This window comes from Pseudomonas sp. GYB4201, assembly GCF_056312595.1.
Map to the genome: position 1 here is coordinate 353,983 of NZ_JBWGIG010000001.1, position 24,965 is coordinate 378,947.

A 24,965-nucleotide genomic window follows, 5' to 3' on the forward strand; every position below is an offset into this window, starting at 1 on the left:
GCCCCATATCAGGAATCGGCCCCCGCCGTTTCAATTCGCCGTGGCGGCAGCGGAGCGAAATACCCCACCACCAGCAACAGCACGCCCACCCCAATGAACGAGACGATCCGGGCCAGGCCGCCATGATTGCTCAGTTCGACGAAGAACAGCTTGGCCACCACTACCGCGATAAGCCCCGCCCCCACCAGCCACACCTTGCGCCGCCCGCGCAGGTGCCCACCAATCATCAGGCCCAGGGCCACCAGCGTCCACACCAGTGACAGGCTGGCCTGCACCAGCATCGAGGCCAGCAAGGCCTGTAGATCATAGGGCAAGCCGGCGTAATGGTGGGCGGTGCGCAGGACCATGGCGGTGAGCACCGCGAACAGCGAGGCGCCCAGCAACCAGGTCACCGGCCCGCGTACCCCCAGGCTGCGCAGGCGGCTGTCGAAGTGCCGTGCCCAGACGAACAGGGCGTAGATCACCAGCAGCAGGCCCAGCTCCAGCGGGTTCACCAGCGGCACGTACGGCAGCGGCTCAGCCGAGCCGTCGCTGAAGCAGTTGGCCAGCCACAGCCAGCCCAGCATGCCACACGCCAAGGGCCAGGCGGCCCACCAGCGGTAGGCCTGTGGATAACTGGCCAGCGGCCACGGCCATTCGCGCGGGCTGGCCATGGCCAGCAGGAACAGCGCCGGGAACACCGCCCAGCCCAGCCAGCGCCAGGCGTTGTAGTAGCCGGCCAGCTGTTCCAGGCCGTAGCTCAGCTCCAGCGCCAGCAGGGCAATCAACAACCAGGCGCCGAGCACATGGCTGACGGTCAGCACGCGGCTGCCCAGCCACTCGGGCAGGCGCCGCAGCGACCAGAAATGCACCACCAACACCGCCGGCCAGGCCAGCCAGCCAAGCTCGGCGGCGACGTGGAAGCTATGCCCCCAGCCGTAGGGCAGCAGCAGCCAGGCCAGCGGCACCAGCAGCAGCGCCCCGTGCGCCAGGCCAGGCCAGCGCAGCCGTGGTGCCAGGGCGCTGGCCACGGCGGCACTGGCGCTGAAGGCCAGCAGCAGCGCCGCCGTGTCCAGCGGCCAGTTCACCCAGCGCGCCACCCCGCTGACACACGCCAGCAACCACCACAGGCCGCCCCACACCAGCAGCACCACGCCCAGGCCGCTACCAGGCCGCTCGGCGTGCTGGCGCCAGGCGCAGACCAGGCCGGCGACGGCCAGCAGCAAGGCGCTGAACGCCAGGTCACCGGTGACCGCCAGGTACGGCGACAGGCTCCAGGCGAACAGGCAGTAGCCCGCGGCCCCCAGCTGCAGCAGCAAGGCAAACCAGCACGCCAGGCGTCGTTGCTGGCGCAGCCCCAGCCAGTACAGCCCCGCGCCTTCAAGCGCCCAGGCGCTGCTGGTCCAGTGCGCGTCCAGGCCCAGGGGAATGGCCAGGCTGGTGAAGATCACCGCCAACGCCAGGCAGGTTTCGGTCAGCAGCGTGGCGCGTTGCGGGGCCCTGCGGGCCAGCAGCCAGGCCAGCACCATGTAGATCGCGCCCAGGCCCAAGGCGCTGAACGCCGCGCCGAACGGCAGATGATGGACCAGCGCCCATTGCAGGCCGAAGCCCACCAGCGGCGGCCCGAACAGGATGGTGCCATGCACGTAGTCGCCCTGGCGCGCCCCCCAGCGCAGCAGCGTGGCGCGGTCGGCGTCGGCAGGCGGCGCAGGGCTATCCAGCAGGGTGCGGCGGGCGAACAGCAGGCCGATGGCCAGGTACATGGCGAAGAACAGCCACAGGAAGGGTGCCGTGCTCCAGAACAGCTCGGGCGTATAGGCGCGCCCCCCCCAGGCGAAACCGACGCCGAAGGTGCCGGCGAAGCCGATCAGGTTCAGCAGGCGCCAGGCCTTGAACAAGGCAATGGCGAGGATGCCGGCGTTGAGCAAGGCGAAATAGCTGAACAGCGCCACGTGGCTGCCGGCCCCGGTGGACGCCAGGATAGGCGCCGCGAAGCCGCCCAGGGCCGCTGCGCAGGCCAGGCCCAGGGCATCCTGCAGCACCGCCAGGATGGCCGAGAACACCGTGATGGCCACCAGCAGGGCCATGGCCGGGCCGGGGTCGATCAGCGCATGCAGGCGCATGGCAGCGAAAATGGTCAGGTACAGCACGCCCACGCCAGCGCCTTGCAGCAGCAGGCCGTAGCCGCGGCGCTTCAGGCGCAGCCACCAGCCCAGCCCCAGCAGCGCCAGGGCGCTGGCGGCCACGCCGGCGTAGCGCAGCTCCACCGGCACCACGACGTTTTCGGTGGCGTAGCGCAGCAGGAAGGCCAGGCCCAGGAACAGCAGCACCAGGCCGACGCGCAGCACGGTGTTGCCGCCCAGCAGCCAGCCGCGGGCGGCCGCGAAGGCCTTGCTGAAGAGATCGGGTTCGCCAGGTGGCCGGGGCTCGGTGGCCCAGGCGTTGGCAGTGACAGGTTCGGCAACGTGTTCGGGCGGGGTTGCGGGTAACTCCCATTCCAGCTCCACGGCTGTTTCAGGGGCGGGAGCAGGTGCTACCACCGGCGCAGGCCCTTCCAGCGCCTGCAACCGCAGCTGCAAGGCCGTCAGCGCCCGGCCTTGTTCCTCGCTACGACGCGTGAGCGTGGCAAGCCGCAAGGCCTGGCCCAGGCCCAGCCCCAACAGCCCACCAATGAGCGCGCCGTCGATGGATTCATCGAACGCACCACCCAATGCGAGGCCCAGCAACAGCAGTACCCATTGCATGATCGATTTCCCTAACCGGTGTCACAAGTCCATGGCAGGGCGACAGTATATCGGGTAGGGCTGCATGTGCCCTGCAAAACCGTAGCCGCTGCCCAGGTTGCGCTGGCCATGGTGTGCACTGAAGATTTCCAGCGTACATGAGGGCCAGCGCAGCCTGCGGCAGCGGCTACGCGGGCGGCGTCGCTGCGGCAGTCGCGTTACTCCAGCGCCTTCCAGATCTCCTCGGCGTATTCGCGAATGGTGCGGTCGGACGAGAACCAGCCAGTGCGCGCGGTGTTGAGCACGGCCGAGCGCCACCAGCGGTCCGGGTCGTGCCACAGGTCTTCCACGCGCTTCTGCGCGTCCCAATAGGCGTCGAAGTCGGCGCACACCAGGAAACGGTCGTAGGCGATCAGGCCGTCGATCAGCCCGGCATAGCGGGACGAATCGTCCGGCGAGAACACCCCACCGCGAATCGCCTGCAACACATCGTTGAGGCGGTGGGACGCGGCGATGTCACCGCTGGCGTTGAACTCCCCGGCACGCTTGCGTGCTTCCACCTGCTGGGCGGTCAGGCCGAAGATGAACATGTGCTCGGTGCCGATCAGGTCGCTCATCTCGACGTTGGCGCCGTCCATGGTGCCGATGGTCAGCGCGCCGTTGAGGCCGAACTTCATGTTGCTGGTACCCGAGGCTTCATAGCCGGCGGTGGAGATCTGCTCGGACAGGTCGGCCGCCGGAATGATGCTTTCGGCCAGGCTGACGTTGTAGTTGGGCAGGAACACCACCTTGAGCAGGCCGCGCACGGTAGGGTCGTTGTTGACGGTGCGGGCGATGTCGTTGGCCAGCTTGATGATCAGCTTGGCCTGGTGGTAGCTGGCGGCCGCCTTGCCGGCGAAGATCTTCACCCGCGGCACCCAGTGCGTGCCCGGCTCGGCACGAATGGCCTGGTACAGCGCCACCGTGTGCAGCAGGTTGAGCAACTGGCGCTTGTACTCGTGGATACGCTTCACCTGCACGTCGAACATGGCCTCGGGGTTGATGGCCACGCCCAGGCGGTCCTGGATGATGCGCGCCAGCGCCTTCTTGCTGCTCAGACGCTGGGCGGCGAAACGTTTGCGGAACTCGGGCTTTTCGGCGAAGGGTTCGAGGTCCTTGAGGCGCTGCTCGGGATGGTCGAGCACGTCCTCGCCCAGGGCATCCACCAGCATCGAGGTCAACTCGCCGTTGGACTGGAACAGCCAGCGGCGGAAGGTGATGCCGTTGGTCTTGTTGTTGATGCGGTCGGGGTACAGCTTGTGCATTTCGGCGAACACCGTGCTGCGCATCAGCTTGGTGTGCAGCGCCGACACGCCGTTGACGCTGTGCGAGCCCAGGAACGCCAGGTTGCCCATGCGCACGCGGCGGCCGTTGTCTTCCTCGATCAGCGACACCGCGCGCAGCACGTCGAAGTCGTGGATGCCTTTGGCCCGCAGCGAATCGATGTGGTAGGCGTTGATCAGGTAGATGATCTGCATGTGCCGCGGCAGCATGCGCTCCATCAGGCCCACCGGCCAGGTTTCCAGCGCCTCGGGCAGCAGGGTGTGGTTGGTGTAGGCCAGGGTGTTGACGGTGATGTTCCAGGCGGTGTCCCAGGCCAGGCCGTGGGTGTCCACCAGCAGGCGCATCAGCTCGGCCACGGCGATGGAGGGGTGGGTGTCGTTGAGCTGGATGGCGGCGCCGTCGGCCAGGTTCAGCAGCGAGGGGTGGATGTTCTGGTGGCGGCGCAGCAGGTCCTGCAGCGAGGCCGAGACGAAGAAGTACTCCTGGCGCAGGCGCAACTCCTGGCCGGCCTCGGTGCTGTCGGCTGGGTAGAGTACCCGCGAGATGCTTTCGGCGCGGGCCACTTCGGCCACGGCGCCCAGGTGGTCACCGGCGTTGAAGCGTTCCAGGTGCAGCTCCTCCAGGGCCCGCGCCCGCCACAGCCGCAGGGTATTCACGCTGGAACCGCGCCAGCCCACCACCGGCGTGTCGTAGGCCACCGCCCGCACGGTCTCGGCGGGCCACCACACTTGTTTCTGCTGGCCGCCGGCGTCCTGCACGGTTTCCACGTGGCCGCCGAAGCTGATCGGGTAGATCACCTCGGGGCGCTCGAACTCCCAGGGGTTGCCGAAGTCCAGCCAGTTCTCGGTCTGCTCCTGCTGCCAACCGTCGACGATGGCCTGGCGGAACAGCCCGTGTTCGTAGCGAATGCCGTAGCCGTGGGCGGCGATGCCCAGGGTCGACATGCTCTCCATGAAGCAGGCTGCCAACCGGCCAAGGCCGCCGTTGCCCAGGGCCGCATCGGGCTCCAGCAGGCGGATGCGCTCCAGGTCCACGCCCAGGTCGGTGAGGGCCTCCTTGGCGATGTCCAGCAGCCCCAGGTTGCTGAGGCTGTCGTACAGCAACCGGCCGATCAGGAATTCCAGGGACAGGTAGTACACCCGCTTCTGCGCCTTGCGGTAGATCTGCCGGGTGTGGTCCATCCAGTGCTCGACCATATGGTCGCGGGCCGCCAGGGCGATGGCTTCGAACCAGTCGTGATCAAAGGCATGATCCGGGTCCTTGCCTACCGCGTATGTGAGTTTTGCGAGTACAGCGGCGCGAAATTCGGCCACCTCTGCGTCACGGACAAGCGGTTCCTGAGACATTGATGCGTCCTCGGGGAAGTTGACGGATTTTTAGGATGGGGTTGTCTGAGCCTAGACGGTTCGACAGGAGGTGAAAGGCCAGGTTCGCGCTTTTCTGTAAGAACCACGAAACACCCGGGGGTGAAACCGGCAAATGGTTGTTCACAATTTCACCAGTCCCGGTATCATCGCGCGCCCGATTACCCCGAAAAACCGAACCCGATGAAGACCACCCTGATAGCCGCTGCCGAAGTCGACCGCCTGGAGACCTGGCAGAAATTCACCCAGCCCATGTGCGGCGCCTGCATGTCGACCTGCTGCACCCTGCCCGTGGAGGTGAAGATCAAGGATCTGGTGCGCATCGGCGTGGTGGACGAATTCGAACTGGGCGACCCGCCGAAGAACATCGCCAAGCGCCTGCAGAAGGACGGCATCGTCGAGCGCTTCAACCAGAAGTCGGGCATCTTCACCCTGCAGCGCATGAGCAACAACGACTGCCTGTACCTGGACCGCAAGAGCCGCCTGTGCACCATCTACGACAAGCGCCCGGATACCTGCCGCAACCACCCGCGCGTAGGCCCGCGGCCGGGTTATTGCGCGTATAAGCCAAAGCCCGCGACCTTCTGACAGGCATAAAAAAACGCCCCCGGCCGCAAGGCCGGGGGCGTTTTTCATTCAGCGAAGGCTAGGTTACGCCTTGGCTTTCTTGGCAGCGCGGGTACGCTCGCTTTCGTCCAGGATCTTCTTGCGAAGACGGATGGACTTAGGAGTCACTTCGCACAGCTCGTCTTCCTGGATGTATTCCAGGGCCTGTTCCAGGGTGAAGCGAACAGGTGGAACCAGGGCGATGGTTTCGTCTTTACCCGAAGCACGCATGTTGTCGAGCTTCTTGCCCTTGGTAGGGTTCACGCCCAGGTCGTTGTCGCGGCTGTTCTGGCCGACGATTTGACCGTTGTAGATCTCCTGGCCGTGTTCTACGAACAGCTTGCCACGAGCCTGCAGGGTTTCCAGCGAGTAGGTCAGAGCCTTGCCGGTTTCAACCGAAACCAGAACGCCGTTCGAACGGCCGGACATGTGACCCGACTTGACGGTGTCGTAACGGTCGAAGATCGAGGTCAGGATGCCAGCACCGTTGGTCAGGGTCAGGAACTGGTTACGGAAACCAATCAGGCCGCGAGCAGGGATGTTGTATTCCAGACGAACACGGCCCTTGCCATCCGGCACCATGTTGGTCAGGTCGCCTTTACGCAGGCCCATCTCTTCCATGACCTTGCCCTGAGCTTCTTCAGGGATGTCGATGGTCACGTTTTCGAACGGCTCTTGCTTGACGCCGTCGACTTCACGAATGATCACTTCCGGACGGCCCAGGGCCAGCTCGAAGCCTTCGCGACGCATGGTTTCGATCAGTACCGACAGGTGCAGCTCACCACGGCCCGATACCTTGAACTTGTCAGCCGAGTCGCCTTCTTCAACGCGCAGTGCAACGTTGTACAGCAGCTCTTTGTCCAGACGGTCCTTGATGTTACGCGAGGTCACGAACTTGCCTTCTTTACCGCAGAATGGCGAGTCGTTTACCTGGAAGGTCATGGAAACGGTTGGCTCGTCGACGGTCAGCGGCTTCATGGCTTCGACGGTCAGTGGGTCGCACAGGGTGTCAGAGATGAACAGCTCGTCGAAACCGCTGATGCAGACGATGTCGCCGGCAGCGGCTTCTTCAACGTCGATGCGGTGCAGGCCGTGGTGACCCATCAGCTTCAGGATACGACCGTTGCGGCGCTTGCCGTCGGCGCTGATAGCCACAACCGGGGTGTTAGGCTTGACGCGACCGCGAGCGATACGGCCAACGCCGATGACGCCCAGGAAGCTGTTGTAGTCCAGAGCCGAGATCTGCATCTGGAACGCGCCGTCACGGTCAACGGCTGGAGCTGGCACGTGATCCACGACCGCCTGGTACAGCGGGGTCATGTCTTCGGCCATGTCGGTGTGGTCCAGGCCGGCGATGCCGTTGATGGCCGAGGCGTAGACGACTTTGAAGTCCAGCTGTTCGTCGGTGGCACCCAGGTTGTCGAACAGATCGAAGATCTGGTCCAGAACCCAATCAGGACGCGCGCCCGGACGGTCGATCTTGTTGATCACGACGATCGGCTTCAGACCGGCTTCGAAGGCCTTCTTGGTCACGAAGCGAGTTTGCGGCATAGGGCCGTCTTGAGCGTCAACCAGCAGCAGAACGGAGTCGACCATCGACATAACGCGTTCTACTTCACCGCCGAAGTCGGCGTGGCCGGGGGTGTCGACGATGTTGATGTGGTAGCCATTCCAGTTGATGGCGGTGTTCTTCGCCAGAATGGTAATACCGCGCTCTTTCTCCTGGTCGTTGGAGTCCATCACGCGCTCGTCGTTGAGCTCGTTGCGCTCCAGGGTGCCCGATTGACGCAGCAGTTTGTCTACCAGGGTGGTTTTACCATGGTCAACGTGAGCGATGATGGCGATGTTACGTAGATTTTCGATCACTTGTGTATCTCGATCAGAGGATTCGGTGTGCTGACAGGTTGTGACAGCGATTTGACTTAGAGTCCCGCAAAGCCGTTACAGCTTTACGGTGGCGTCGGGGGGCCGGTGACGCAGGCCACAGGCAAACAGCCCCGGGCGCTTAGCTCGGTCGATAAACGCGCACATTGGCATGTCCCTCACTGAGCAAGTGGTGGGCATGCAGGCGACTCATCACGCCTTTGTCGCAATACAGCAGGTACTGACGGGTGGGGTCCAGTTCCTTGAAACGGCTGTTCAGTGCATAGAACGGCAGTGCCTTGACCTCGATGCCTTCGAGTTCAAGGGGCTCGTCTTCCTGGGCGTCCGGATGCCGAATGTCGATGATCACCTGCCCGGCCAGGGCCTGGGCGACTTCCTCGATTTCGATGTCCTGGCCCAATTCATCGATCACATTGTCGATGGAAACGAGCTTGGCGCGTTCCAGGGCCCGCTCCAGCACGGCCATGTCGAACTGCTGTTCTTCATAGGCAACGCGGTGGGGCTTGGCCTTGGTGGTGGGGTTGACCGAAATCACCCCGCAATATTCAGGCATGTGCTTGGCGAAGTCGGCGGTGCCGATTTCGTTGGCCTGGTCAATGATGTCCTGCTTATGGCTGGCAAGCAATGGACGCAGCAGCAGCTTGTCGGTTGCCGCACTGATCACCGAGAGGTTCGGAAGCGTCTGGCTCGACACTTGCGAGATGGCCTCGCCGGTTACCAGGGCATCAATTTGCAGACGATCGGCCATGCGGCTGGCGGCGCGCAGCATCATGCGCTTGAGAATCACGCCCATGTGGCTGTTGTCGACCTTGCCCAGCAGCTCGCCCACCACTTCCTCGAACGGGATGCTGATGAACAGCACGCGCTGGGAGCTACCGTATTTCTTCCACAGGAAGTGCGCGACTTCCATCACGCCCAGCTCGTGGGCACGGCCGCCCAGGTTGAAGAAGCAGAAGTGGGTCATCAGGCCGCGGCGCATCATCTGGTAGGCGGCCACGGTGGAGTCGAAGCCACCGGACATCAGTACCAGGGTCTGCTCCAGCGAGCCCAGCGGGTAGCCGCCGATGCCCTGGTGCTGGCTGTGGATAATGAAGACGCGCTTGTCGCGGATCTCCAGGCGCACTTCCACCTCGGGCTTCTTCAGTTCGATGCCGGCGGCGCCGCACTGCTGGCGCAATTGGCTGCCAACATAACGGTCCACGTCCATGGAGGTGAAGGTGTGCTTGCCGGCGCGCTTGCAGCGCACGGCGAACATCTTGCCTGCCAGCAGGTGGCCGAAGTGCTGCTTGCACTGGGCGACCAGGTCGTCCATGTCGCCCAGTGGGTATTCATCCACCTGGAGGAAATGGGTGATGCCGGGCACGCACTTGAGGCGCTCGATCATCTCGCGCTGGATTTTCGCATCTTCGATGCGGGTGACAACGGTGAGGTTGTCCCACACGCCATCCACCACCAGCTTCGGGTCCAGTTCACGGAGCACGACGCGGATGTTCTTGGCGAGCTGGCGAATGAAGTTCTTCCGAACGGGCCGGCTCTTGATGGTGATTTCTGGGAAGACTTTTACGATTAGTTTCATGAAAAACAGCGCGCGAGGTGCCAGCCGAAAAAGGGGGGCAGGATTATAGCGGAAATTGCTCAGCTTTTAACCAGTTATCGTACAGAAGGTTTTCAGTGCACCTTTATGGTGCCTTACGGATTGCTAGCGCTTCAAAACAGTGCGGCAAATCGGCGCATTTTGCCGAAAACAGGCCGAAATGCTTGGGTTTGGGGCAAAAAACCCATCTCGGGGCACTGGCATGCAAATTGCTCCCTTGTGAGGCAGGTTGCCTTGGCAGACTATTCGCGCCCGGCATCACCCAAATTACAGGGCTAACCACTACCAGCCCTTATTCACCCCGGAGGACAACATGTCGAAGTCGGTTCAACTCATCAAAGATCATGACGTCAAGTGGATTGATCTGCGCTTCACGGACACCAAGGGCACCCAGCACCACGTCACCATGCCAGCCCGTGACGCGCTGGAAGACGACTTCTTCGAAGTCGGCAAGATGTTCGACGGTTCCTCCATCGCTGGTTGGAAAGGCATCGAAGCCTCCGACATGATCCTGCTGCCGGACGACGAAACTGCCGTCCTGGACCCGTTCACCGAAGAGCCGACCCTGATCCTGGTCTGCGACATCATCGAACCTTCGACCATGCAAGGCTACGATCGCGACCCGCGCGCCATCGCCCACCGCGCCGAAGAGTACCTGAAGTCGACCGGTATCGGTGACACCGTGTTCGCCGGCCCAGAGCCAGAGTTCTTCATCTTCGACGAAGTGAAGTTCAAGTCCGACATCTCCGGTTCCATGTTCAAGATCTACTCGGAACAAGGTTCGTGGATGTCCGACCAGGACGTGGAAGGCGGCAACAAGGGCCACCGTCCAGGCGTGAAAGGCGGCTACTTCCCAGTTCCTCCGTTCGACCACGACCACGAAATCCGTACCGCCATGTGCAACGCACTGGAAGAAATGGGCCAGGTCGTTGAAGTTCACCACCACGAAGTGGCAACTGCTGGCCAGAACGAAATCGGCGTCAAGTTCAACACCCTGGTGAAGAAGGCCGACGAAGTCCAGACCCTGAAGTACGTTGTGCACAACGTTGCCGACGCCTACGGCCGTACCGCTACCTTCATGCCTAAGCCACTGTACGGCGACAACGGCTCGGGTATGCACGTACACATGTCCATCGCCAAAGATGGCAAGAACACCTTCGCTGGCGAAGGCTATGCCGGCCTGTCCGACACCGCCCTGTACTTCATCGGCGGTATCATCAAGCACGGTAAGGCCCTGAACGGCTTCACCAACCCGGCGACCAACTCGTACAAGCGTCTGGTCCCAGGCTTCGAAGCTCCAGTAATGCTGGCCTACTCGGCTCGCAACCGTTCGGCTTCGATCCGTATTCCTTACGTCAACAGCCCACGCGGCCGTCGTATCGAAGCACGCTTCCCGGATCCGGCTGCCAACCCATACCTGGCCTTCGCAGCACTGCTGATGGCCGGCCTGGACGGTATCCAGAACAAGATCCACCCTGGCGACGCCGCTGACAAAAACCTGTACGACCTGCCGCCTGAAGAGGCGAAAGAGATCCCACAAGTTTGCGGCAGCCTGAAAGAAGCCCTGGAAGAGCTGGACAAAGGTCGTGCGTTCCTGACCAAAGGCGGCGTTTTCAGCGACGACTTCATCGACGCTTACATCGCCCTGAAAAGCGAAGAAGAAATCAAGGTGCGCACCTTCGTGCACCCACTGGAATACGAGCTGTACTACAGCTGCTAATCCGGTGACGCTGGCGCAAGCCGCGTGATTTGAAAAAGGCCTCCTTCGGGAGGCTTTTTTTATGCCCGCTGGAAGCCCCTGGCCGCTAGAATCGGCCCCTACCGTTCGTCACCAATAACAACATGAGTACGACAATGCGTAGAACCCTGCTGCTCACCGCCACCCTGTTCTCCAGCGCTGCCTTCGCCGCGCCGCCCGCCACCCTCTCGCCGCTGCTGGACAGCGTGCAACAACGCCTGGACATAGCCCCCAAGGTCGCCCTGACCAAATGGGACAACCACAAGCCGGTGCTGGACGCCCCGCGCGAGCGCGACGTGATCGCCGGCGCCGGCAAGCTGGCCGCCGAATACAAGGTGGATGGCGCCCTGGCCGAACAGTTCTTCGCCGCGCAGATCGAGGCCAACAAGCTGGTGCAATACGGCCTGCTGACCCAGTGGAACGCCAAGGGCGCCGCGCCTGATACACCACGGGTGGACCTGGCCAAGGAAATCCGCCCGCAGCTGGACGTGCTGCAGAAGCAGCTGCTGGAGCGCCTGGCGGCGTTCGCCCCGTCGCGCAACGACCCGCAGTGCCCACGCTGGGTGGCCAGCGCCATCGAGGCGCGCAAGGCTGATGTGCTGCGGCGCACTGCGCTGGTCCGCGCCACCGGCGAGTTGTGCGCCAGCCCTTCCTGACGCCCCCGACGCGGCCCGTAGCAGCAACTGTCTCGAAGCGGCGTCGTCTGCATCGCTCGTAGCAGCGGCCGTAGGCCGCGTCCGAACACACCGCCCATCCCCCGGCATACCGCGCCGCAGCCGGACGCAGCCTGCGGCAGCTGCTACGCGGATTCGGTGCAGCCTGGCGGCAGCGGCTACAAATCGCGCGAAGCACCTGTAGCAGCGGCCGTAGGCCGCGTCCGAACACACCGCCCATCCCCCGGCATACCGCGCCGCAGCCGGACGCAGCCTGCGGCAGCTGCTACGCGGATTCGGTGTAGCCGCAGCCTGGCGGCAGCGGCTACAAATCGCGCGATGCACCTGTAGCAGCGGCCGTAGGCCGCGTCCGAACACACCGCCCATCCCCCGGCATACCGCGCCGCAGCCGGACGCAGCCTGCGGCAGCTGCTACGCGGATTCGGTGTAGCCGCAGCCCTACAAATCGCGCGAAGCACCTGTAGCAGCGGCCGTAGGCCGCGTCCGAACACACCGCGCGCCCCCGGCATACCGCGCCGCAGCCGGACGCAGCCTGCGGCAGCTGCTACGCGGATTCGGTGTAGCCGCAGCCTGGCGGCAGCGGCTACAAATCGCGCGAAGCACCTGTAGCAGCGGCCCTAGGCCGCGTCCGAACACACCGCCCATCCCCCGGCATACCGCGCCGCAGCCGGACGCAGCCTGCGGCAGCTGCTACGCGGATTCGGTGTAGCCGCTGCCGAAGGCTGCGCTGGCCCTTCGCCACGCTGAAATTGCGCGAAGCACCTGTAGCAGCGGCCCTAGGCCGCGTCCGAACACACCGCGCATCCTCCGGCATGCCGCGCCGCAGCCGGACGCAGCCTGCGGCAGCTGCTACGCGAACCCGGCGCGTTGGTACAAAGCCGAAACCATCCGTCGGCCATTCTGTTCTATGCTGGCACCTGGGCCGCAAGGCCGTTCCTTCCATGAACCGACAGGATGCGTTCATGCGCTCATGCCTTATCTGGGTACTGATGCTGATGGCGTTGCCCGCTTTCGCGCAGATCTACAAATACACCGACGCCGAAGGCAACACCGCCTACTCCAACCAGCCGCCCGACGGCACCCGCTCGCAGACCGTGGAACTGCCACCGCTCAACAGCGTGGAACCGCAGGCCCCCGTCGCGCCCATGGTGCCGGTGCCGCGAAGCCCTCGCAGCAATGAGCCGCAGCAGGCCTATAACACCTTGCAGCTGACCGACATCCCCAGCGACGAAGCGCTACGCGCCAACAACGGCACCTTCACCGTCGGCGTGCTGATCGACCCGCGGCTGCGCGACATCCACCGCTTGCGCCTGCTGCTCGATGACCAGCCCTACGGCCAGCCCACCAACGTGCCACGCCTGCAGCTGGTGAACATCGACCGCGGCGACCACAGCCTGGCCGTGCAAGTGCTGTTCAATGACAAAGTGGTGCAGCAAAGCCCCACGGTCACCTTCACCCTGCAGCGCTACCACCTGCCACCCGCCGGAAAACGCCCATGAACCGCCTGCTGTCGGGCCTTGCATTGCTGGTGCTGAGCGCATCGGCCATGGCCCAGGTCTACACCTACATCGATGCCCAGGGTAACCGCGTCTACACCGACAAGCCCCACGCCAACGCCACCGTGGTGGACGTGCGGCCCAGCAACAGCATGAGCGCCACCCCGGTGCTGCCCACCCCGGCGCGCAAGCTGGCCAGGAAGCAGCCCGTGAGCCACTACGACATGCTGCGCATCCTGATCCCGGAGCCGGACGCCAGCATCCATGACGCTTCCGGCAACATGATCGTGACCATCACCAGCGACCCGCCACTGATGGCCAACCACGGCTACCGCCTGCTGATGGACGGCAATGTGGTCGCCGGCCCGGCGGTAAGCCCGGTGTTCGCGCTGAAGAACGTCGACCGCGGCACGCACCAGCTTGCAGCGGAAATCATCGACAACCATGAAACCGTGATCGAACGCACCCCCGCCCAGCCGTTCCACATGCAACGCATCTCGCTGATCCAGAAGCGCCGCAACAACCCCTGCAAGACCGAGGACTACGGCGTGCGCCCCGAATGCCCGCTCGCCGACAAGCCCGCCGACGACGAAGACAGCGAATGACACATCCAGCCGCTATAGTTTCCGCATCCGCTCTATTTTGGTGCGAATAGAACCGGTAAAGTCGGACGAACATCCCATTTTGGGTCAATCCTGAACGAGACCCTGCCCGCTGCGTCATTTAATGAGCAGTGAAAGCGCCATTTTCCGCCGGCCGCGCTTCTTTTCGGAGCTTTGGTTTAGTTCTTGCATTTTAAGGTGTATCAGCGGATTACCAGCCCGCGCCGCCAAGGACCCGCGCTCCTGCGGCAATGGGCCAAAAGAGGTCAACGACAGCTAATGACCATCAGTGATGCACTGCACCGACTGCTTCTGGACAACCTGACCACTGCCACCATCCTGCTCAACGCCGAGCTGCGCCTGGAGTACATGAACCCGGCCGCCGAAATGCTCCTGGCCATCAGCGGCCAGCGCAGCCATGGGCAGTTCATCAGCGAGCTGTTCACCGAGTCGGCCGAAGCGCTCAACTCCCTGCGCCAGGCCGTGGAACAGGCCCACCCGTTCACCAAGCGCGAGGCCATGCTCACCGCGCTCACCGGCCAGACCCTGACCGTGGACTACGCGGTAACGCCGATCCTCAACAACGGCCAGACCCTGCTGCTGCTCGAAGTGCACCCCCGTGACCGGCTGCTGCGCATCACCAAGGAAGAGGCCCAGCTGTCCAAGCAGGAAACCACCAAGATGCTGGTGCGCGGCCTGGCCCACGAGATCAAGAACCCGCTGGGCGGCATCCGTGGCGCCGCGCAGCTGCTGGCCCGGGAGCTGCCCGAGGAAAGCCTGAAGGACTACACCAACGTCATCATTGAAGAGGCCGACCGCCTGCGCAACCTGGTGGACCGCATGCTCGGTTCCAACAAGCTGCCGTCGCTGGCCATGACCAACGTGCACGAGGTGCTGGAGCGCGTGTCCAGCCTGGTGGAAGCAGAAGCCCAGGGCGGCATCACCCTGGTGCGCGACTACGACCCCAGCATTCCCGACGTGTTGATCGACCGCGAGCAGATGATCCAGGCCGTGCTCAACATCGTGCGCAACGCCATGCAGGCCATCAGTGGCCAGAACGAGTTGCGCCTGGGCCGCATCAGCCTGCGCACGCGCACCATGCGCCAGTTCACCATTGGCCACACCCGCCACCGGCTGGTGACCAAAATAGAAATTACCGACAACGGACCCGGTATACCGGCCGAGCTCCAGGAGACCATTTTCTACCCGATGGTCAGTGGGCGCCCGGACGGTACAGGCCTTGGCCTTGCCATTACCCAGAACATCATCAGCCAGCACCAGGGGCTGATCGAGTGTGAAAGCCACCCCGGCCACACCACTTTCTCGATCTTCCTGCCGCTGGAACAAGGAGCCGCTTCGTCATGAGTCGTAGTGAAACTGTCTGGATCGTCGATGACGACCGTTCCATCCGTTGGGTGCTGGAAAAGGCCTTGCAGCAGGAAGGCATGACCACCCAGAGCTTCGACAGTGCCGATGGCGTCATGAGCCGCCTGGCCCGCCAGCAGCCGGACGTGATCATCTCCGACATCCGCATGCCCGGCGCCAGTGGCCTGGACCTGCTGGCGCGCATCCGCGAGTCGCACCCGCGCCTGCCGGTCATCATCATGACCGCCCATTCGGACCTGGACAGCGCCGTGGCGTCGTACCAGGGCGGTGCGTTCGAATACCTGCCCAAGCCGTTCGACGTGGACGAGGCCGTGGCTCTGGTGAAGCGCGCCAACCAGCACGCCCAGGAGCAACAAGGCCTGACCGAAGTGCCGACGCTGACCCGCACGCCGGAAATCATCGGCGAAGCGCCGGCCATGCAGGAAGTCTTCCGCGCCATCGGCCGCCTCAGCCATTCCAACATCACCGTGCTGATCAACGGTGAGTCGGGTACGGGTAAAGAGCTGGTCGCCCACGCCCTGCACCGTCACAGCCCCCGCGCAGCCTCGCCGTTCATTGCCCTGAACATGGCCGCCATTCCCAAGGACCTGATGGAGTCCGAGCTGTTCGGCCATGAGAAAGGCGCGTTCACCGGTGCTGCCAACCTGCGCCGCGGCCGCTTCGAACAGGCCGACGGCGGCACGCTGTTCCTCGACGAGATCGGCGACATGCCGGCCGACACCCAGACCCGCCTGCTGCGCGTGCTGGCCGACGGCGAGTTCTACCGCGTGGGCGGCCACACCCCGGTGAAGGTCGACGTGCGCATCATCGCCGCCACCCACCAGAACTTGGAAACCCTGGTGCACGCCGGCAAGTTCCGCGAGGACTTGTTCCACCGCCTGAACGTGATCCGCATCCACATTCCGCGCCTGTCGGACCGCCGTGAAGACATCCCGACCCTGGCCAAGCACTTCCTCAGCCGCGCCGCCCAGGAGCTGGCCGTGGAGCCCAAGCTGCTGAAGGCCGAGACCGAGGAATACCTGAAGAACCTGCCGTGGCCCGGCAACGTGCGCCAGCTGGAGAACACCTGCCGCTGGATCACCGTGATGGCCTCGGGCCGTGAAGTGCACATCGGCGACCTGCCACCCGAGCTGCTGAGCCTGCCGCAGGACGCAGCGCCGGTGACCAACTGGGAGCAGGCCCTGCGCCAATGGGCCGACCAGGCCCTGGCCCGTGGCCAGTCCAGCCTGCTGGACAGCGCCGTGCCGAGCTTCGAGCGCATCATGATCGAGACCGCCCTCAAGCACACCGCCGGCCGCCGCCGCGACGCCGCCGTGCTGCTGGGCTGGGGCCGCAACACCTTGACCCGCAAGATCAAGGAACTGGGCATGAAGGTGGATGGCGGCGACGAAGACGAAGGCGACGACGCCTGACCCACCCCGTTACACCAAAAAAAACCGCCAGCGACCCTGGCGGTTTTTTTTTACCCGTAGCAGCTGCCGAAGGCAGCGTCCCCAACCAACCCGGTATTGCGCCCGGACGCAGCCTTCGGCCGCTGCGACGGGGTTGTGCATGGTGGCCCTGGCGTGCACCGCCGCAAGGCGTTTTTGCCCTTGGATCCAGCAAAAATGGCCTGAAAAACACCGCGCCGAAAATTGCCATTCATCGCCAAACCCGCGAAATACAAGGCTTGCGGCCGTCGGATCACAAATTCGCAACATCATGAGCGCATTTTTTCAAAAGCTGGCACGCGCTCTGCAATGTAGTAAGTGCAGGAACAGAAACACACACCCAGTTTTGGGGTCCTTGGTACAGGCAGGCCGGGGAACCCTTCTTTACAGCCGGGACGCGCAGCACTCGACGAGGGTTGCGGTCCCACACCCGTTTTGGGGACCTTGGTACAGGCAGGCCGGGGATTCCCCTTCTTTACAACGGGGCGCGCAGCACTCGACGAGCGTTGCGCCCCCCTCCCGTTTTGGGGACCTTGGTACAGGCAGGCCGGGGATTCCCTCTTTTATTCCTCCCGGAGGCTGAGCTTCAGCCTCCAGCGCCCATCCTCTTGTTCCCCGCTGATATCACCCTGCAAGGGCCGCGCCGCCACCACGTTCAGCAACAGGCCGTTCTCGCCTGGCTGGGTGCGCCAGTTGGCCTTCTTGCCGTTGATATCCACCTGGCCGTTGCGGGTCAGGCCGTGAGCCTCGAATTGCACCACCAGCGCCCCGTCCACCGTGGTGGTCTGCACCTTGGGTTCGCCCGTGAACCAGAACACCAGCGCCGCTGGTTGTGGCTCGATTTTCACCAGTTCCAGCACTTCGGGGTTGGTGAGCTTGCCGATCATCAGCCCTACCATGAGGCCGATGATCGCCAACGAGAACATCACCCGCGGGAACAGGCTCGGACGCGGGTCCGGTTCAGGGGTAGAATGCTGCCCGTCTTTCAGTTCGGAGCCGTGCATGTTTCACGTCATCCTTTTTCAACCAGAGATACCGCCCAATACAGGCAACATTATACGGCTGTGCGCCAACAGTGGCTGCCACCTGCACTTGATCGAACCGATCGGCTTCGAGCTCGATGACAAGCGCCTGCGCCGCGCCGGCCTGGACTACCACGAGTACGCCACGCTCAAGCGCCACGCCGACCTTGCCAGCTGCCTGGAAAGCCTGGGCAACCCGCGGCTGTTTGCGTTCACCACCAAGGGCTCCAAGCCGTTCCACGAGGTGAGCTTCGCCGACGGCGACGCCTTCCTGTTCGGCCCGGAAAGCCGCGGCCTGCCGCCCGAGGTGCTGGACCCGCTGGGCAGCGACCAACGCCTGCGCCTGCCGATGCGCGAAGGCTGCCGCAGCCTGAACCTGTCGAACACCGTGGCCATCGCGGTGTACGAGGCGTGGCGCCAGTTGGGCTTCGCCTGACCTTGTAGCCACAAAAAAGCGCCCCGAGGGGCGCTTTTTCGTTGCGGCAAGCCTTACTGCAGCGAAGGCTTCGGCGCGTCGCCGGCTTCCTGCATGCGTTGCAGCTCTTGTGCGTACAGGGCGTCGAAGTTGACCGGGGCCAGCATCAGCGCCGGGAACGAGCCACGGACAACCAGGCTGTCCAGGGTTTCGCGCGCGTACGGGAACAGGATGTTCGGGCAGAAGGCACCCAGGGTGTGGCTCAGGGAGGCGTCGTCCAGGTTCTTGATCAGGAAGATACCGGCCTGCTGCACTTCAGCGATGAAGGCAACTTCCTCGCCGTTCTTGACGGTGACCGACAGGGTCAGCACGACCTCGTGGAAACCTTCTTCCAGCGCCTTCTGGCGAGTGTTCAGGTCCAGGGCAACGCTTGGCTCCCACTGCTGGCGGAAGATGGCCGGGCTTTTCGGCGCTTCGAACGACAGGTCACGCACGTAGATGCGCTGCAGGGAGAATTGCGGGGCGTTGGCTTCGTCGTTTGCCGCGCCGTTGTTCGGTTGATCAGTCATCGCAGATCCTTCTTACATTAAGGTCGTAACGTGGTTTGAATTCAGGCCTTGAGCAGCGCGTCGAGCTTGCCGGCGCGCTCCAGTGCGTACAGGTCGTCACAGCCGCCGACGTGCTGCTCGCCGATCCAGATTTGCGGGACCGAGGTGCGCCCGGCCTTCTGGGCCATGGCGGCGCGCACTTGTGGCTGGCCGTCGACGCGGATTTCTTCGAAGGCAACGCCCTTGCTTTCCAGCAGGGCCTTGGCCCGCATGCAGTAGGGGCACCAATCGCTGGAGTAGACGACGACGTGGCTCATTTCACTTTACCAGTGGAAGATTGTCAGCGCGCCAGCTGGAAACACCACCTGACAGTTTGGCCGCGGTGTAGCCCGCCTTCAGCAGCTCGCGCGCGGTAGTACCGGCGTGCTGGCCCAGGCTGTCGACGATGATCAGGGTCTTGCCCTTGTGCTTTTCCAGCTCGGCCATGCGCGAGGCCAGCTTGTCCTGGGGAATGTTCAGGGCGCCGACGATGTGGCCGCTGGCGTAGTCTTTCTTGGCGCGGATGTCGATGACCACGGCCTGCTCGGCATTGACCAGTGCGGTCAGTTCACGCGGGCTCAGGCTCTTGCCGCCACGGCTGGCTTCCAGCGCAAGCAGCATGATCAGCAGGATGGCGAAAGCGCCGACGAGCAGATAGTGATTTGTGGCGAATTGAAGCAGGTGATCGGCCATCAGCAGGTTCCAGGGCGTTAAAATGTCGGCCAGTATACACAGCCGTCAAAGTCGGCCAAAGCCCGCCGGGCGCAACCTTCACGGAACCGCCGGCGCAAGGGCCTTGTCTGTGCTTCATAAGTGCGATTGATGAAGGTTATTCGCAAGCCTTGGCGTCTATGCCCTAAAATACGCTTCTCCTTTTCCATCTGACATAGCCGCGAGTGGATCTATGACAACCACGCCTAAACCTTTGGTCCTGATCATCCTGGATGGTTTCGGTCACAGCGAAAGCCACGAATACAATGCTGTCTATTCGGCGAAGAAGCCCACGCTGGACCGCCTGACCCAGACCATGCCCAATGGCCTGATCTCCGGTTCAGGCATGGACGTGGGCCTGCCCGACGGTCAGATGGGCAACTCTGAGGTCGGCCACATGAACCTGGGCGCCGGCCGCGTGGTGTATCAGGACTTCACCCGCGTGACCAAGGCCATTCGTGACGGCGAGTTCTTCGAGAACCCGACCATCTGCGCCGCCGTGGACAAGGCCGTGGGCGCGGGCAAGGCCGTGCACATCCTGGGCCTGCTGTCGGACGGCGGCGTGCACAGCCACCAGGACCACATCGTGGCCATGGCCGAGCTGGCCGCCCAGCGTGGCGCCGAGAAGATCTACCTGCACGCCTTCCTCGACGGCCGCGACACCCCGCCCAAAAGCGCCGAGGCGCCGCTGGAGCTGATGGACAAGACCTTCGCCCGCCTGGGCAAGGGCCGCACCGCCACCATCATCGGCCGCTACTTCGCCATGGACCGCGACAACCGCTGGGACCGCGTCAGCGCGGCCTATGAGCTGATTGTCGACGGCACCAGCGAATACACCGCCGCCACCGCCGTGGACGGCCTCAACGCTGCCTACGAGCGCGGCGAGAACGACGAATTCGTCAAGGCCACGCGCATTGGCGACCAGGTGCAGGTGGAAGACGGCGACGCCGTGGTGTTCATGAACTTCCGCGCCGACCGCGCCCGGGAGATCACCCGCGTGTTCGTCGAAGACAACTTCGCCGACTTCCCGCGCAAGCGCCAGCCAAAACTGGCCGGCTTCGTGGGCCTGACCCAGTACTCGGTGAAAATCCCGGCCCCGGCCGCCTTCGCCGCCGGCAGCCTGCACAACGTGCTGGGCGAGTACCTGGCCAACAACGGCAAGACCCAGCTGCGCATCGCCGAGACCGAGAAGTACGCCCACGTGACCTTCTTCTTCTCCGGCGGCCGCGAAGAGCCGTTCCCGGGCGAAGAGCGCATCCTGATCCCGTCGCCGAAGGTCGCCACCTATGACCTGCAGCCGGAAATGAGCGCCCCCGAGGTCACCGACAAGATCGTCGACGCCATCGAACACCAGCGCTTCGACGTGATCGTGGTCAACTACGCCAACGGCGACATGGTCGGCCACAGCGGCATCATGGAAGCCGCGGTGAAGGCCGTGGAATGCCTGGACACCTGCGTGGGCCGCATCGTCGAAGCCCTGGACAAGGTGGGCGGCGAAGCGCTGATCACCGCCGACCACGGCAACTGCGAGCAGATGGAGGACGAGTCCACCGGCCAGGCGCACACCGCGCACACCACGGAGCCGGTGCCGTTCATCTACGTCGGCAAGCGCAAGGTCCACGTGCGCGAAGGCGGCGTGCTGGCCGACGTGGCGCCGACCATGCTGCACCTGCTGAACATGGCCAAGCCTGAGGAAATGACTGGCCACTCGATTCTGGTAGACGACTAAGCTCACTGCGCGGGGGCCGGTGCCAGCGCCCCACCCCCGCGCCCTGGATGAAACGTCCGGCAGTTGCCGCACGGACGTTTTTTTTGCAAGCCGCGGCGGGCATACTAGGCCCGTCTCCACACTGGTATCGCCCACCCCCATGCTTCGTGCACTGATAGCCCTAGCCCTAGCCGGCCTGCTGAGTACGGCCTACGCCGACGACCGTGAGCAAACCCAACAGCAGTTGGACGCCACCAAGCAGGACATCGCCGAGCTGAAAAAACAACTCAGCCAGGTACAGGAACAAAAGAACGGCGTGCAGAAAGACCTGCGCGGAACTGAAACGCAGATGGGCAAGCTGGAGAAGCAGGTGGAGGCCCTGCAAACGGAACTAAAAAAGACCCAAGGCGAGCTGGATCGCCTAGCCCAGCAAAAAGATCAACTCCAGCAAAGCAAAACTGAACAACAGCGCCTGATCGCCATCCAGGCCCGCGCTGCCTACCAGGGCGGCCGCCAGGAATACCTCAAGCTGTTGCTCAACCAGCAGAATCCGGAGAAATTCGCCCGGACGCTGACCTATTACGACTACATGAGCACCGCGCGCATGGCGCAGCTCAAGCAGTTCAACGAGACCCTGCGCCAGCTGGCCAATGTCGAACAGGACATCGCCGGCCAGCAGGCGGCGTTGCTGGCCCAGCAAAGCAGCCTGGACAGCCAGCGCCAGGACCTGGACAAGGTCCGCAAGGAGCGCCAGGCCGCCCTGGCCAAGCTCAACGACAGCTACAAGCAGCAGGACCAGAAGCTTTCCGCGCGCCAGCAGGACCAGGAAGACCTGGCCAAGGTGCTCAAGACCATCGAGGAAACCCTGGCCCGCCAGGCCCGTGAAGCCGAGGAAGCGCGGCAGAAAGCCCTGCTGGCGGCCCAGGAGGCCGAGAAGCAGCGCCAGCGTGAAAACGCCCAGGCCAAGGCCGATGACACGCCAAAACGTGCCAAAACCACGCCGGGTGCACTAGTCTCCAGTGGCGGCGCCAGCTACGGCGGGCCGTTTGCTGCAGGCCGGGGCAAACTTCCGTGGCCTGTCGATGGTCGATTGTTGGCACGCTTTGGTGAAACTCGCGGTGATGACGCCCGCACCAAGTGGGATGGTGTCATGATCAGCGCACCGGCCGGCACCCAGGTGCATGCCGTGCATGGCGGCCGGGTGGTGTTCGCCGATTGGCTGCGCGGTGCCGGGCTGCTGGTGATTCTCGACCACGGCGATGGCTACCTGACGTTGTACGGGCATAACCAGAGCCTGCTCAAGGGCGCCGGGGATGTCGTGAAGGCCGGCGAGGCTATCTCGACGGTTGGCAATAGTGGTGGGCAGGACACCTCGGCATTGTATTTTGCCGTTCGCCAGCAAGGTCGCCCCAGCGATCCTTCGCAATGGTGCCGCGGCTGAAGTCGGCACCACAACAAGGGCGTCAAGGCCGTCGTGAATGACGGCGCGCCAATGCCCCGAAAGGCGCAAAACCAGAATCAGGAGTTCGTTCGTCATGCTGCACTTGCCCCGCCTTACCTCGCTGGCCCTGACGATCGCCGTGGTGATCGGCGCCCCCCTCGCCCGTGCGGCGGAGCCTGCGCACCTGGCCGCCACCACCACGACCGCCCCGGCACCTGCCGCGGCCGCCGCCGACCCGGCCAAGGCACCGCTGCCGCTGGACGAGTTGCGCACCTTCGCCGAGGTGATGGACCGCATCAAGGCCGCCTACGTGGAGCCGGTGGACGACAAGACCCTGCTGGAAAACGCCATCAAGGGCATGCTCAGCAACCTTGACCCGCACTCCGCCTACCTGGGCCCGGAAGACTTCCAGGAGCTGCAGGAAAGCACCAGCGGCGAATTCGGCGGCCTGGGCATCGAAGTGGGCGCAGAAGACGGCGTGATCAAGGTGGTCTCGCCCATCGACGACACCCCGGCCACCCGCGCCGGCATCGAGGCCGGCGACCTGATCGTGAAGATCAACGGCCAGCCTACCCGTGGCCAGTCCATGACCGAGGCCGTGGACAAGATGCGCGGCAAGATCGGCGAGAAAATCACCCTGACCCTGGTGCGCAACGGCGGCAACCCGTTCGACGTGACCCTGGCCCGCGCGGTCATCCAGGTCAAGAGCGTGAAGGCGCAGCTGCTCGAAGACGGCTACGGCTATATCCGCATCACCCAATTCCAGGTCAAGACCGGCGAGGAAGTCTCCAAGGCCCTGACCAAGCTGCGCAAGGACAACGGCAAGAAGCTCAACGGCCTGGTGCTGGACCTGCGCAACAACCCCGGCGGCGTGTTGCAGGCGGCCGTGGAAGTGGTGGACCACTTCATCAGCAGCGGCCTGATCGTGTACACCAAGGGCCGCATCGCCAACTCCGAACTGCGCTTCTCGGCCACCGGCCACGACGAAAGCGACGGCGTGCCGCTGGTGGTGCTGATCAACGGCGGCAGCGCCTCGGCCTCGGAAATCGTCGCCGGCGCCCTGCAGGACCACAAGCGTGGCGTGCTGATGGGCACCGACAGCTTCGGCAAGGGCTCGGTGCAGACCGTGCTGCCGCTCAACAACGACCGCGCGCTGAAGATCACCACGGCGCTGTACTACACGCCCAACGGCCGTTCCATCCAGGCCCAGGGCATCGTGCCTGACGTGACCGTGCGCCAGGGCAAGGTCACCAACGACACCGCCGACAACGAGAACTTCAAGGAAGCCGACCTGCAGGGTCACCTGGGCAACGGCAACGGCGGCAAGGATCGCCCGTCCGGCCAGGCGCCGATCGGCAAGCAGAAGGCCCGCCCGCAGGACGGCGACTTCCAGTTGAGCCAGGCGCTGTCGCTGCTCAAGGGCCTGAGCGTCACCCGTAACAAGTGATGCCTCTACGCGCTGTCTTCCTCGCCCTGTTGTGCTGCCTGTCCGGCCTGGCCCACGCCACGCCGGGCAGCAGTGACGCCAAGCCCCGCAAGGCCTACTTCACGCTGATCATCGACGACCTGGGGCAGAACCTGCCCCGGGACCGTCGCGCCCTGGCGCTGCCCGGCCCGGTCACCCTGGCGGTGATGCCCGACACCCCGCACGCCGCCGACTTCGCCCGCGAGGCGCACAAGGCCGGCAAGACGGTGATCGTGCACATGCCCATGGACCCGGCCACCGGGCCGTTCGCCTGGCACCCCGACCTGTCCATGGACGAGTTGCGCGCGCGCCTGCAGGCGGCGCTCAAGGCCGTGCCCTACGCTGCCGGCATGAACAACCACGAAGGCAGCAAGATGACCTCGCAGCCCGAGGCCATGGCCATGCTCATGGGCGAGTTGCAGCAGCGCAACCTGTTCTTCATCGACAGCCGCACCAGCGCCGCCACCGTGGCCGCGGCCAAGGCCCAGGAGATCGGCCTGGCGCATGTGTCGCGGGACGTGTTCCTGGACGACGTGCGCACCCCCGAGGCCGTGGCCAAGCAGCTGCACACGGCCATTGCCCATGCGCAGAAGTTCGGCTCGGTGGTGGTGATCGGCCACCCTTACCCGGTGACCATGGACGTGCTGGCCCGCGAGCTGCCCGACCTCAAGGGCCAGGGCATCGACTGGATTCCGGTGCGGCAGATGATTGCCGTGCGGGCCAACCGGGCGATGCCAGCGCATGGCAAGGACGGGACTTATACCCCGGCCAAGCCATGATTATGTAGCGCAGCGAAGCGACTGATTCACGGTCAACT

At 64.1% G+C, this 24,965-nt stretch carries 20 protein-coding genes; 12 read left to right on the forward strand and 8 right to left on the reverse strand.

Annotated elements, in window-relative coordinates:
- Nucleotides 1-8: 8 nt before the first annotated feature.
- Nucleotides 9-2,723, reverse strand: a complete 2,715-nt coding sequence (locus AC0Z2B_RS01585) for a DUF2339 domain-containing protein (protein ID WP_476294868.1) — start codon at nucleotides 2,721-2,723, stop codon at nucleotides 9-11.
- Between the two features lie 197 nt (nucleotides 2,724-2,920).
- On the reverse strand, nucleotides 2,921-5,371 hold the full coding sequence (locus AC0Z2B_RS01590) for a glycogen/starch/alpha-glucan phosphorylase (protein ID WP_476294869.1): 2,451 nt from the start codon (nucleotides 5,369-5,371) through the stop codon (nucleotides 2,921-2,923).
- A 201-nt stretch (nucleotides 5,372-5,572) separates the two neighbouring features.
- Here AC0Z2B_RS01590 and AC0Z2B_RS01595 point away from each other — a divergent pair, with 201 nt between their 5' ends.
- Complete coding sequence (locus tag AC0Z2B_RS01595) at nucleotides 5,573-5,977, forward strand: YkgJ family cysteine cluster protein (protein ID WP_416422004.1); 405 nt, start codon at nucleotides 5,573-5,575, stop codon at nucleotides 5,975-5,977.
- A 63-nt stretch (nucleotides 5,978-6,040) separates the two neighbouring features.
- On the opposite strand, the gene typA is transcribed toward AC0Z2B_RS01595, so the two are convergent.
- Complete coding sequence (gene typA, locus AC0Z2B_RS01600) at nucleotides 6,041-7,861, reverse strand: translational GTPase TypA (protein WP_027979873.1); 1,821 nt, start codon at nucleotides 7,859-7,861, stop codon at nucleotides 6,041-6,043.
- 139 nt (nucleotides 7,862-8,000) lie between these two features.
- Nucleotides 8,001-9,455, reverse strand: a complete 1,455-nt coding sequence (gene thiI, locus AC0Z2B_RS01605; protein ID WP_476294870.1) for a tRNA uracil 4-sulfurtransferase ThiI — start codon at nucleotides 9,453-9,455, stop codon at nucleotides 8,001-8,003.
- 331 nt (nucleotides 9,456-9,786) lie between these two features.
- Between thiI and glnA the strand changes: the two genes are divergently transcribed.
- The 6 genes from glnA (at nucleotide 9,787) to ntrC (ending at nucleotide 16,781) form a co-directional block, all read left to right on the forward strand.
- On the forward strand, nucleotides 9,787-11,193 hold the full coding sequence (gene glnA, locus AC0Z2B_RS01610; protein WP_416422002.1) for a glutamate--ammonia ligase: 1,407 nt from the start codon (nucleotides 9,787-9,789) through the stop codon (nucleotides 11,191-11,193).
- A gap of 134 nt (nucleotides 11,194-11,327) precedes the next feature.
- Entirely contained in the window at nucleotides 11,328-11,867 is a 540-nt protein-coding gene (locus AC0Z2B_RS01615; RefSeq protein ID WP_476294871.1) for a chorismate mutase, read from the forward strand.
- A gap of 980 nt (nucleotides 11,868-12,847) precedes the next feature.
- A complete protein-coding gene (locus tag AC0Z2B_RS01620) occupies nucleotides 12,848-13,384 on the forward strand; it encodes a DUF4124 domain-containing protein (RefSeq protein WP_476294872.1) in 537 nt (178 codons plus the stop codon).
- Nucleotides 13,381-13,986: a DUF4124 domain-containing protein gene (locus AC0Z2B_RS01625; RefSeq protein ID WP_416421999.1), complete on the forward strand. Its 606-nt coding sequence runs from the start codon at nucleotides 13,381-13,383 to the stop codon at nucleotides 13,984-13,986. Before AC0Z2B_RS01620 ends, AC0Z2B_RS01625 begins: the two co-directional genes overlap by 4 nt.
- Before the next feature lie 276 nt (nucleotides 13,987-14,262).
- Nucleotides 14,263-15,348 carry a nitrogen regulation protein NR(II) gene (gene glnL / locus AC0Z2B_RS01630; RefSeq protein WP_416421998.1) on the forward strand — a complete coding sequence of 362 codons (1,086 nt, stop codon included), beginning with the start codon at nucleotides 14,263-14,265 and terminating at the stop codon, nucleotides 15,346-15,348.
- Nucleotides 15,345-16,781: a nitrogen regulation protein NR(I) gene (ntrC, locus tag AC0Z2B_RS01635; RefSeq protein WP_416421997.1), complete on the forward strand. Its 1,437-nt coding sequence runs from the start codon at nucleotides 15,345-15,347 to the stop codon at nucleotides 16,779-16,781. Before glnL ends, ntrC begins: the two co-directional genes overlap by 4 nt.
- A gap of 581 nt (nucleotides 16,782-17,362) precedes the next feature.
- Here the strand turns inward: ntrC and AC0Z2B_RS01640 are convergent.
- Nucleotides 17,363-17,803 carry a hypothetical protein gene (locus tag AC0Z2B_RS01640; RefSeq protein ID WP_476294873.1) on the reverse strand — a complete coding sequence of 147 codons (441 nt, stop codon included), beginning with the start codon at nucleotides 17,801-17,803 and terminating at the stop codon, nucleotides 17,363-17,365.
- On the opposite strand from AC0Z2B_RS01640, the gene trmL reads away from it, so the two are divergent.
- On the forward strand, nucleotides 17,802-18,257 hold the full coding sequence (trmL, locus tag AC0Z2B_RS01645) for a tRNA (uridine(34)/cytosine(34)/5-carboxymethylaminomethyluridine(34)-2'-O)-methyltransferase TrmL (RefSeq protein ID WP_008367899.1): 456 nt from the start codon (nucleotides 17,802-17,804) through the stop codon (nucleotides 18,255-18,257). The genes AC0Z2B_RS01640 and trmL overlap by 2 nt on opposite strands.
- Nucleotides 18,258-18,310: 53 nt before the next feature.
- Here the strand turns inward: trmL and secB are convergent, their stop codons facing one another.
- From secB to AC0Z2B_RS01660, 3 genes are read right to left on the reverse strand one after another with little or no spacing between them, the layout of a single operon-like run.
- Nucleotides 18,311-18,805: a protein-export chaperone SecB gene (gene secB / locus AC0Z2B_RS01650; RefSeq protein ID WP_416421995.1), complete on the reverse strand. Its 495-nt coding sequence runs from the start codon at nucleotides 18,803-18,805 to the stop codon at nucleotides 18,311-18,313.
- Between the two features lie 41 nt (nucleotides 18,806-18,846).
- Entirely contained in the window at nucleotides 18,847-19,101 is a 255-nt protein-coding gene (gene grxC, locus AC0Z2B_RS01655) for a glutaredoxin 3 (RefSeq protein ID WP_416421994.1), read from the reverse strand.
- A gap of 1 nt (nucleotide 19,102) precedes the next feature.
- Nucleotides 19,103-19,516: a rhodanese-like domain-containing protein gene (locus tag AC0Z2B_RS01660; RefSeq protein ID WP_416421993.1), complete on the reverse strand. Its 414-nt coding sequence runs from the start codon at nucleotides 19,514-19,516 to the stop codon at nucleotides 19,103-19,105.
- 211 nt (nucleotides 19,517-19,727) lie between these two features.
- Here AC0Z2B_RS01660 and gpmI point away from each other — a divergent pair, with 211 nt between their 5' ends.
- The 4 genes from gpmI (at nucleotide 19,728) to AC0Z2B_RS01680 (ending at nucleotide 24,927) form a co-directional block, all read left to right on the forward strand.
- Nucleotides 19,728-21,263: a 2,3-bisphosphoglycerate-independent phosphoglycerate mutase gene (gene gpmI, locus AC0Z2B_RS01665; protein WP_416421992.1), complete on the forward strand. Its 1,536-nt coding sequence runs from the start codon at nucleotides 19,728-19,730 to the stop codon at nucleotides 21,261-21,263.
- A gap of 139 nt (nucleotides 21,264-21,402) precedes the next feature.
- Nucleotides 21,403-22,683, forward strand: a complete 1,281-nt coding sequence (locus AC0Z2B_RS01670) for a peptidoglycan DD-metalloendopeptidase family protein (protein ID WP_473005125.1) — start codon at nucleotides 21,403-21,405, stop codon at nucleotides 22,681-22,683.
- A gap of 94 nt (nucleotides 22,684-22,777) precedes the next feature.
- The gene (locus AC0Z2B_RS01675; RefSeq protein ID WP_476294874.1) at nucleotides 22,778-24,130 is read left to right on the forward strand and encodes a S41 family peptidase; all 1,353 of its coding nucleotides are present in this window, start codon (nucleotides 22,778-22,780) and stop codon (nucleotides 24,128-24,130) included.
- Nucleotides 24,130-24,927: a divergent polysaccharide deacetylase family protein gene (locus tag AC0Z2B_RS01680; protein WP_476294875.1), complete on the forward strand. Its 798-nt coding sequence runs from the start codon at nucleotides 24,130-24,132 to the stop codon at nucleotides 24,925-24,927. The genes AC0Z2B_RS01675 and AC0Z2B_RS01680 overlap by 1 nt, the downstream gene beginning before the upstream one ends.
- The last annotated feature ends 38 nt before the right edge of the window (nucleotides 24,928-24,965 follow it).

Bases quoted from the DNA above. Each gene is read 5' to 3' on its own strand.
- AC0Z2B_RS01585 (WP_476294868.1), bottom strand. From the start codon at position 2,723: ATGCAATGGGTACTGCTGTTGCTGGGCCTCGCATTGGGTGGTGCGTTC.
- AC0Z2B_RS01590 (WP_476294869.1), bottom strand. From the start codon at position 5,371: ATGTCTCAGGAACCGCTTGTCCGTGACGCAGAGGTGGCCGAATTTCGC.
- AC0Z2B_RS01595 (WP_416422004.1), top strand. From the start codon at position 5,573: ATGAAGACCACCCTGATAGCCGCTGCCGAAGTCGACCGCCTGGAGACC.
- thiI (WP_476294870.1), bottom strand. From the start codon at position 9,455: ATGAAACTAATCGTAAAAGTCTTCCCAGAAATCACCATCAAGAGCCGG.
- glnA (WP_416422002.1), top strand. From the start codon at position 9,787: ATGTCGAAGTCGGTTCAACTCATCAAAGATCATGACGTCAAGTGGATT.
- AC0Z2B_RS01615 (WP_476294871.1), top strand. From the start codon at position 11,328: ATGCGTAGAACCCTGCTGCTCACCGCCACCCTGTTCTCCAGCGCTGCC.
- AC0Z2B_RS01620 (WP_476294872.1), top strand. From the start codon at position 12,848: ATGCGCTCATGCCTTATCTGGGTACTGATGCTGATGGCGTTGCCCGCT.
- AC0Z2B_RS01625 (WP_416421999.1), top strand. From the start codon at position 13,381: ATGAACCGCCTGCTGTCGGGCCTTGCATTGCTGGTGCTGAGCGCATCG.
- glnL (WP_416421998.1), top strand. From the start codon at position 14,263: ATGACCATCAGTGATGCACTGCACCGACTGCTTCTGGACAACCTGACC.
- ntrC (WP_416421997.1), top strand. From the start codon at position 15,345: ATGAGTCGTAGTGAAACTGTCTGGATCGTCGATGACGACCGTTCCATC.
- trmL (WP_008367899.1), top strand. From the start codon at position 17,802: ATGTTTCACGTCATCCTTTTTCAACCAGAGATACCGCCCAATACAGGC.
- AC0Z2B_RS01640 (WP_476294873.1), bottom strand. From the start codon at position 17,803: ATGCACGGCTCCGAACTGAAAGACGGGCAGCATTCTACCCCTGAACCG.
- secB (WP_416421995.1), bottom strand. From the start codon at position 18,805: ATGACTGATCAACCGAACAACGGCGCGGCAAACGACGAAGCCAACGCC.
- grxC (WP_416421994.1), bottom strand. From the start codon at position 19,101: ATGAGCCACGTCGTCGTCTACTCCAGCGATTGGTGCCCCTACTGCATG.
- AC0Z2B_RS01660 (WP_416421993.1), bottom strand. From the start codon at position 19,516: ATGGCCGATCACCTGCTTCAATTCGCCACAAATCACTATCTGCTCGTC.
- gpmI (WP_416421992.1), top strand. From the start codon at position 19,728: ATGACAACCACGCCTAAACCTTTGGTCCTGATCATCCTGGATGGTTTC.
- AC0Z2B_RS01670 (WP_473005125.1), top strand. From the start codon at position 21,403: ATGCTTCGTGCACTGATAGCCCTAGCCCTAGCCGGCCTGCTGAGTACG.
- AC0Z2B_RS01675 (WP_476294874.1), top strand. From the start codon at position 22,778: ATGCTGCACTTGCCCCGCCTTACCTCGCTGGCCCTGACGATCGCCGTG.
- AC0Z2B_RS01680 (WP_476294875.1), top strand. From the start codon at position 24,130: ATGCCTCTACGCGCTGTCTTCCTCGCCCTGTTGTGCTGCCTGTCCGGC.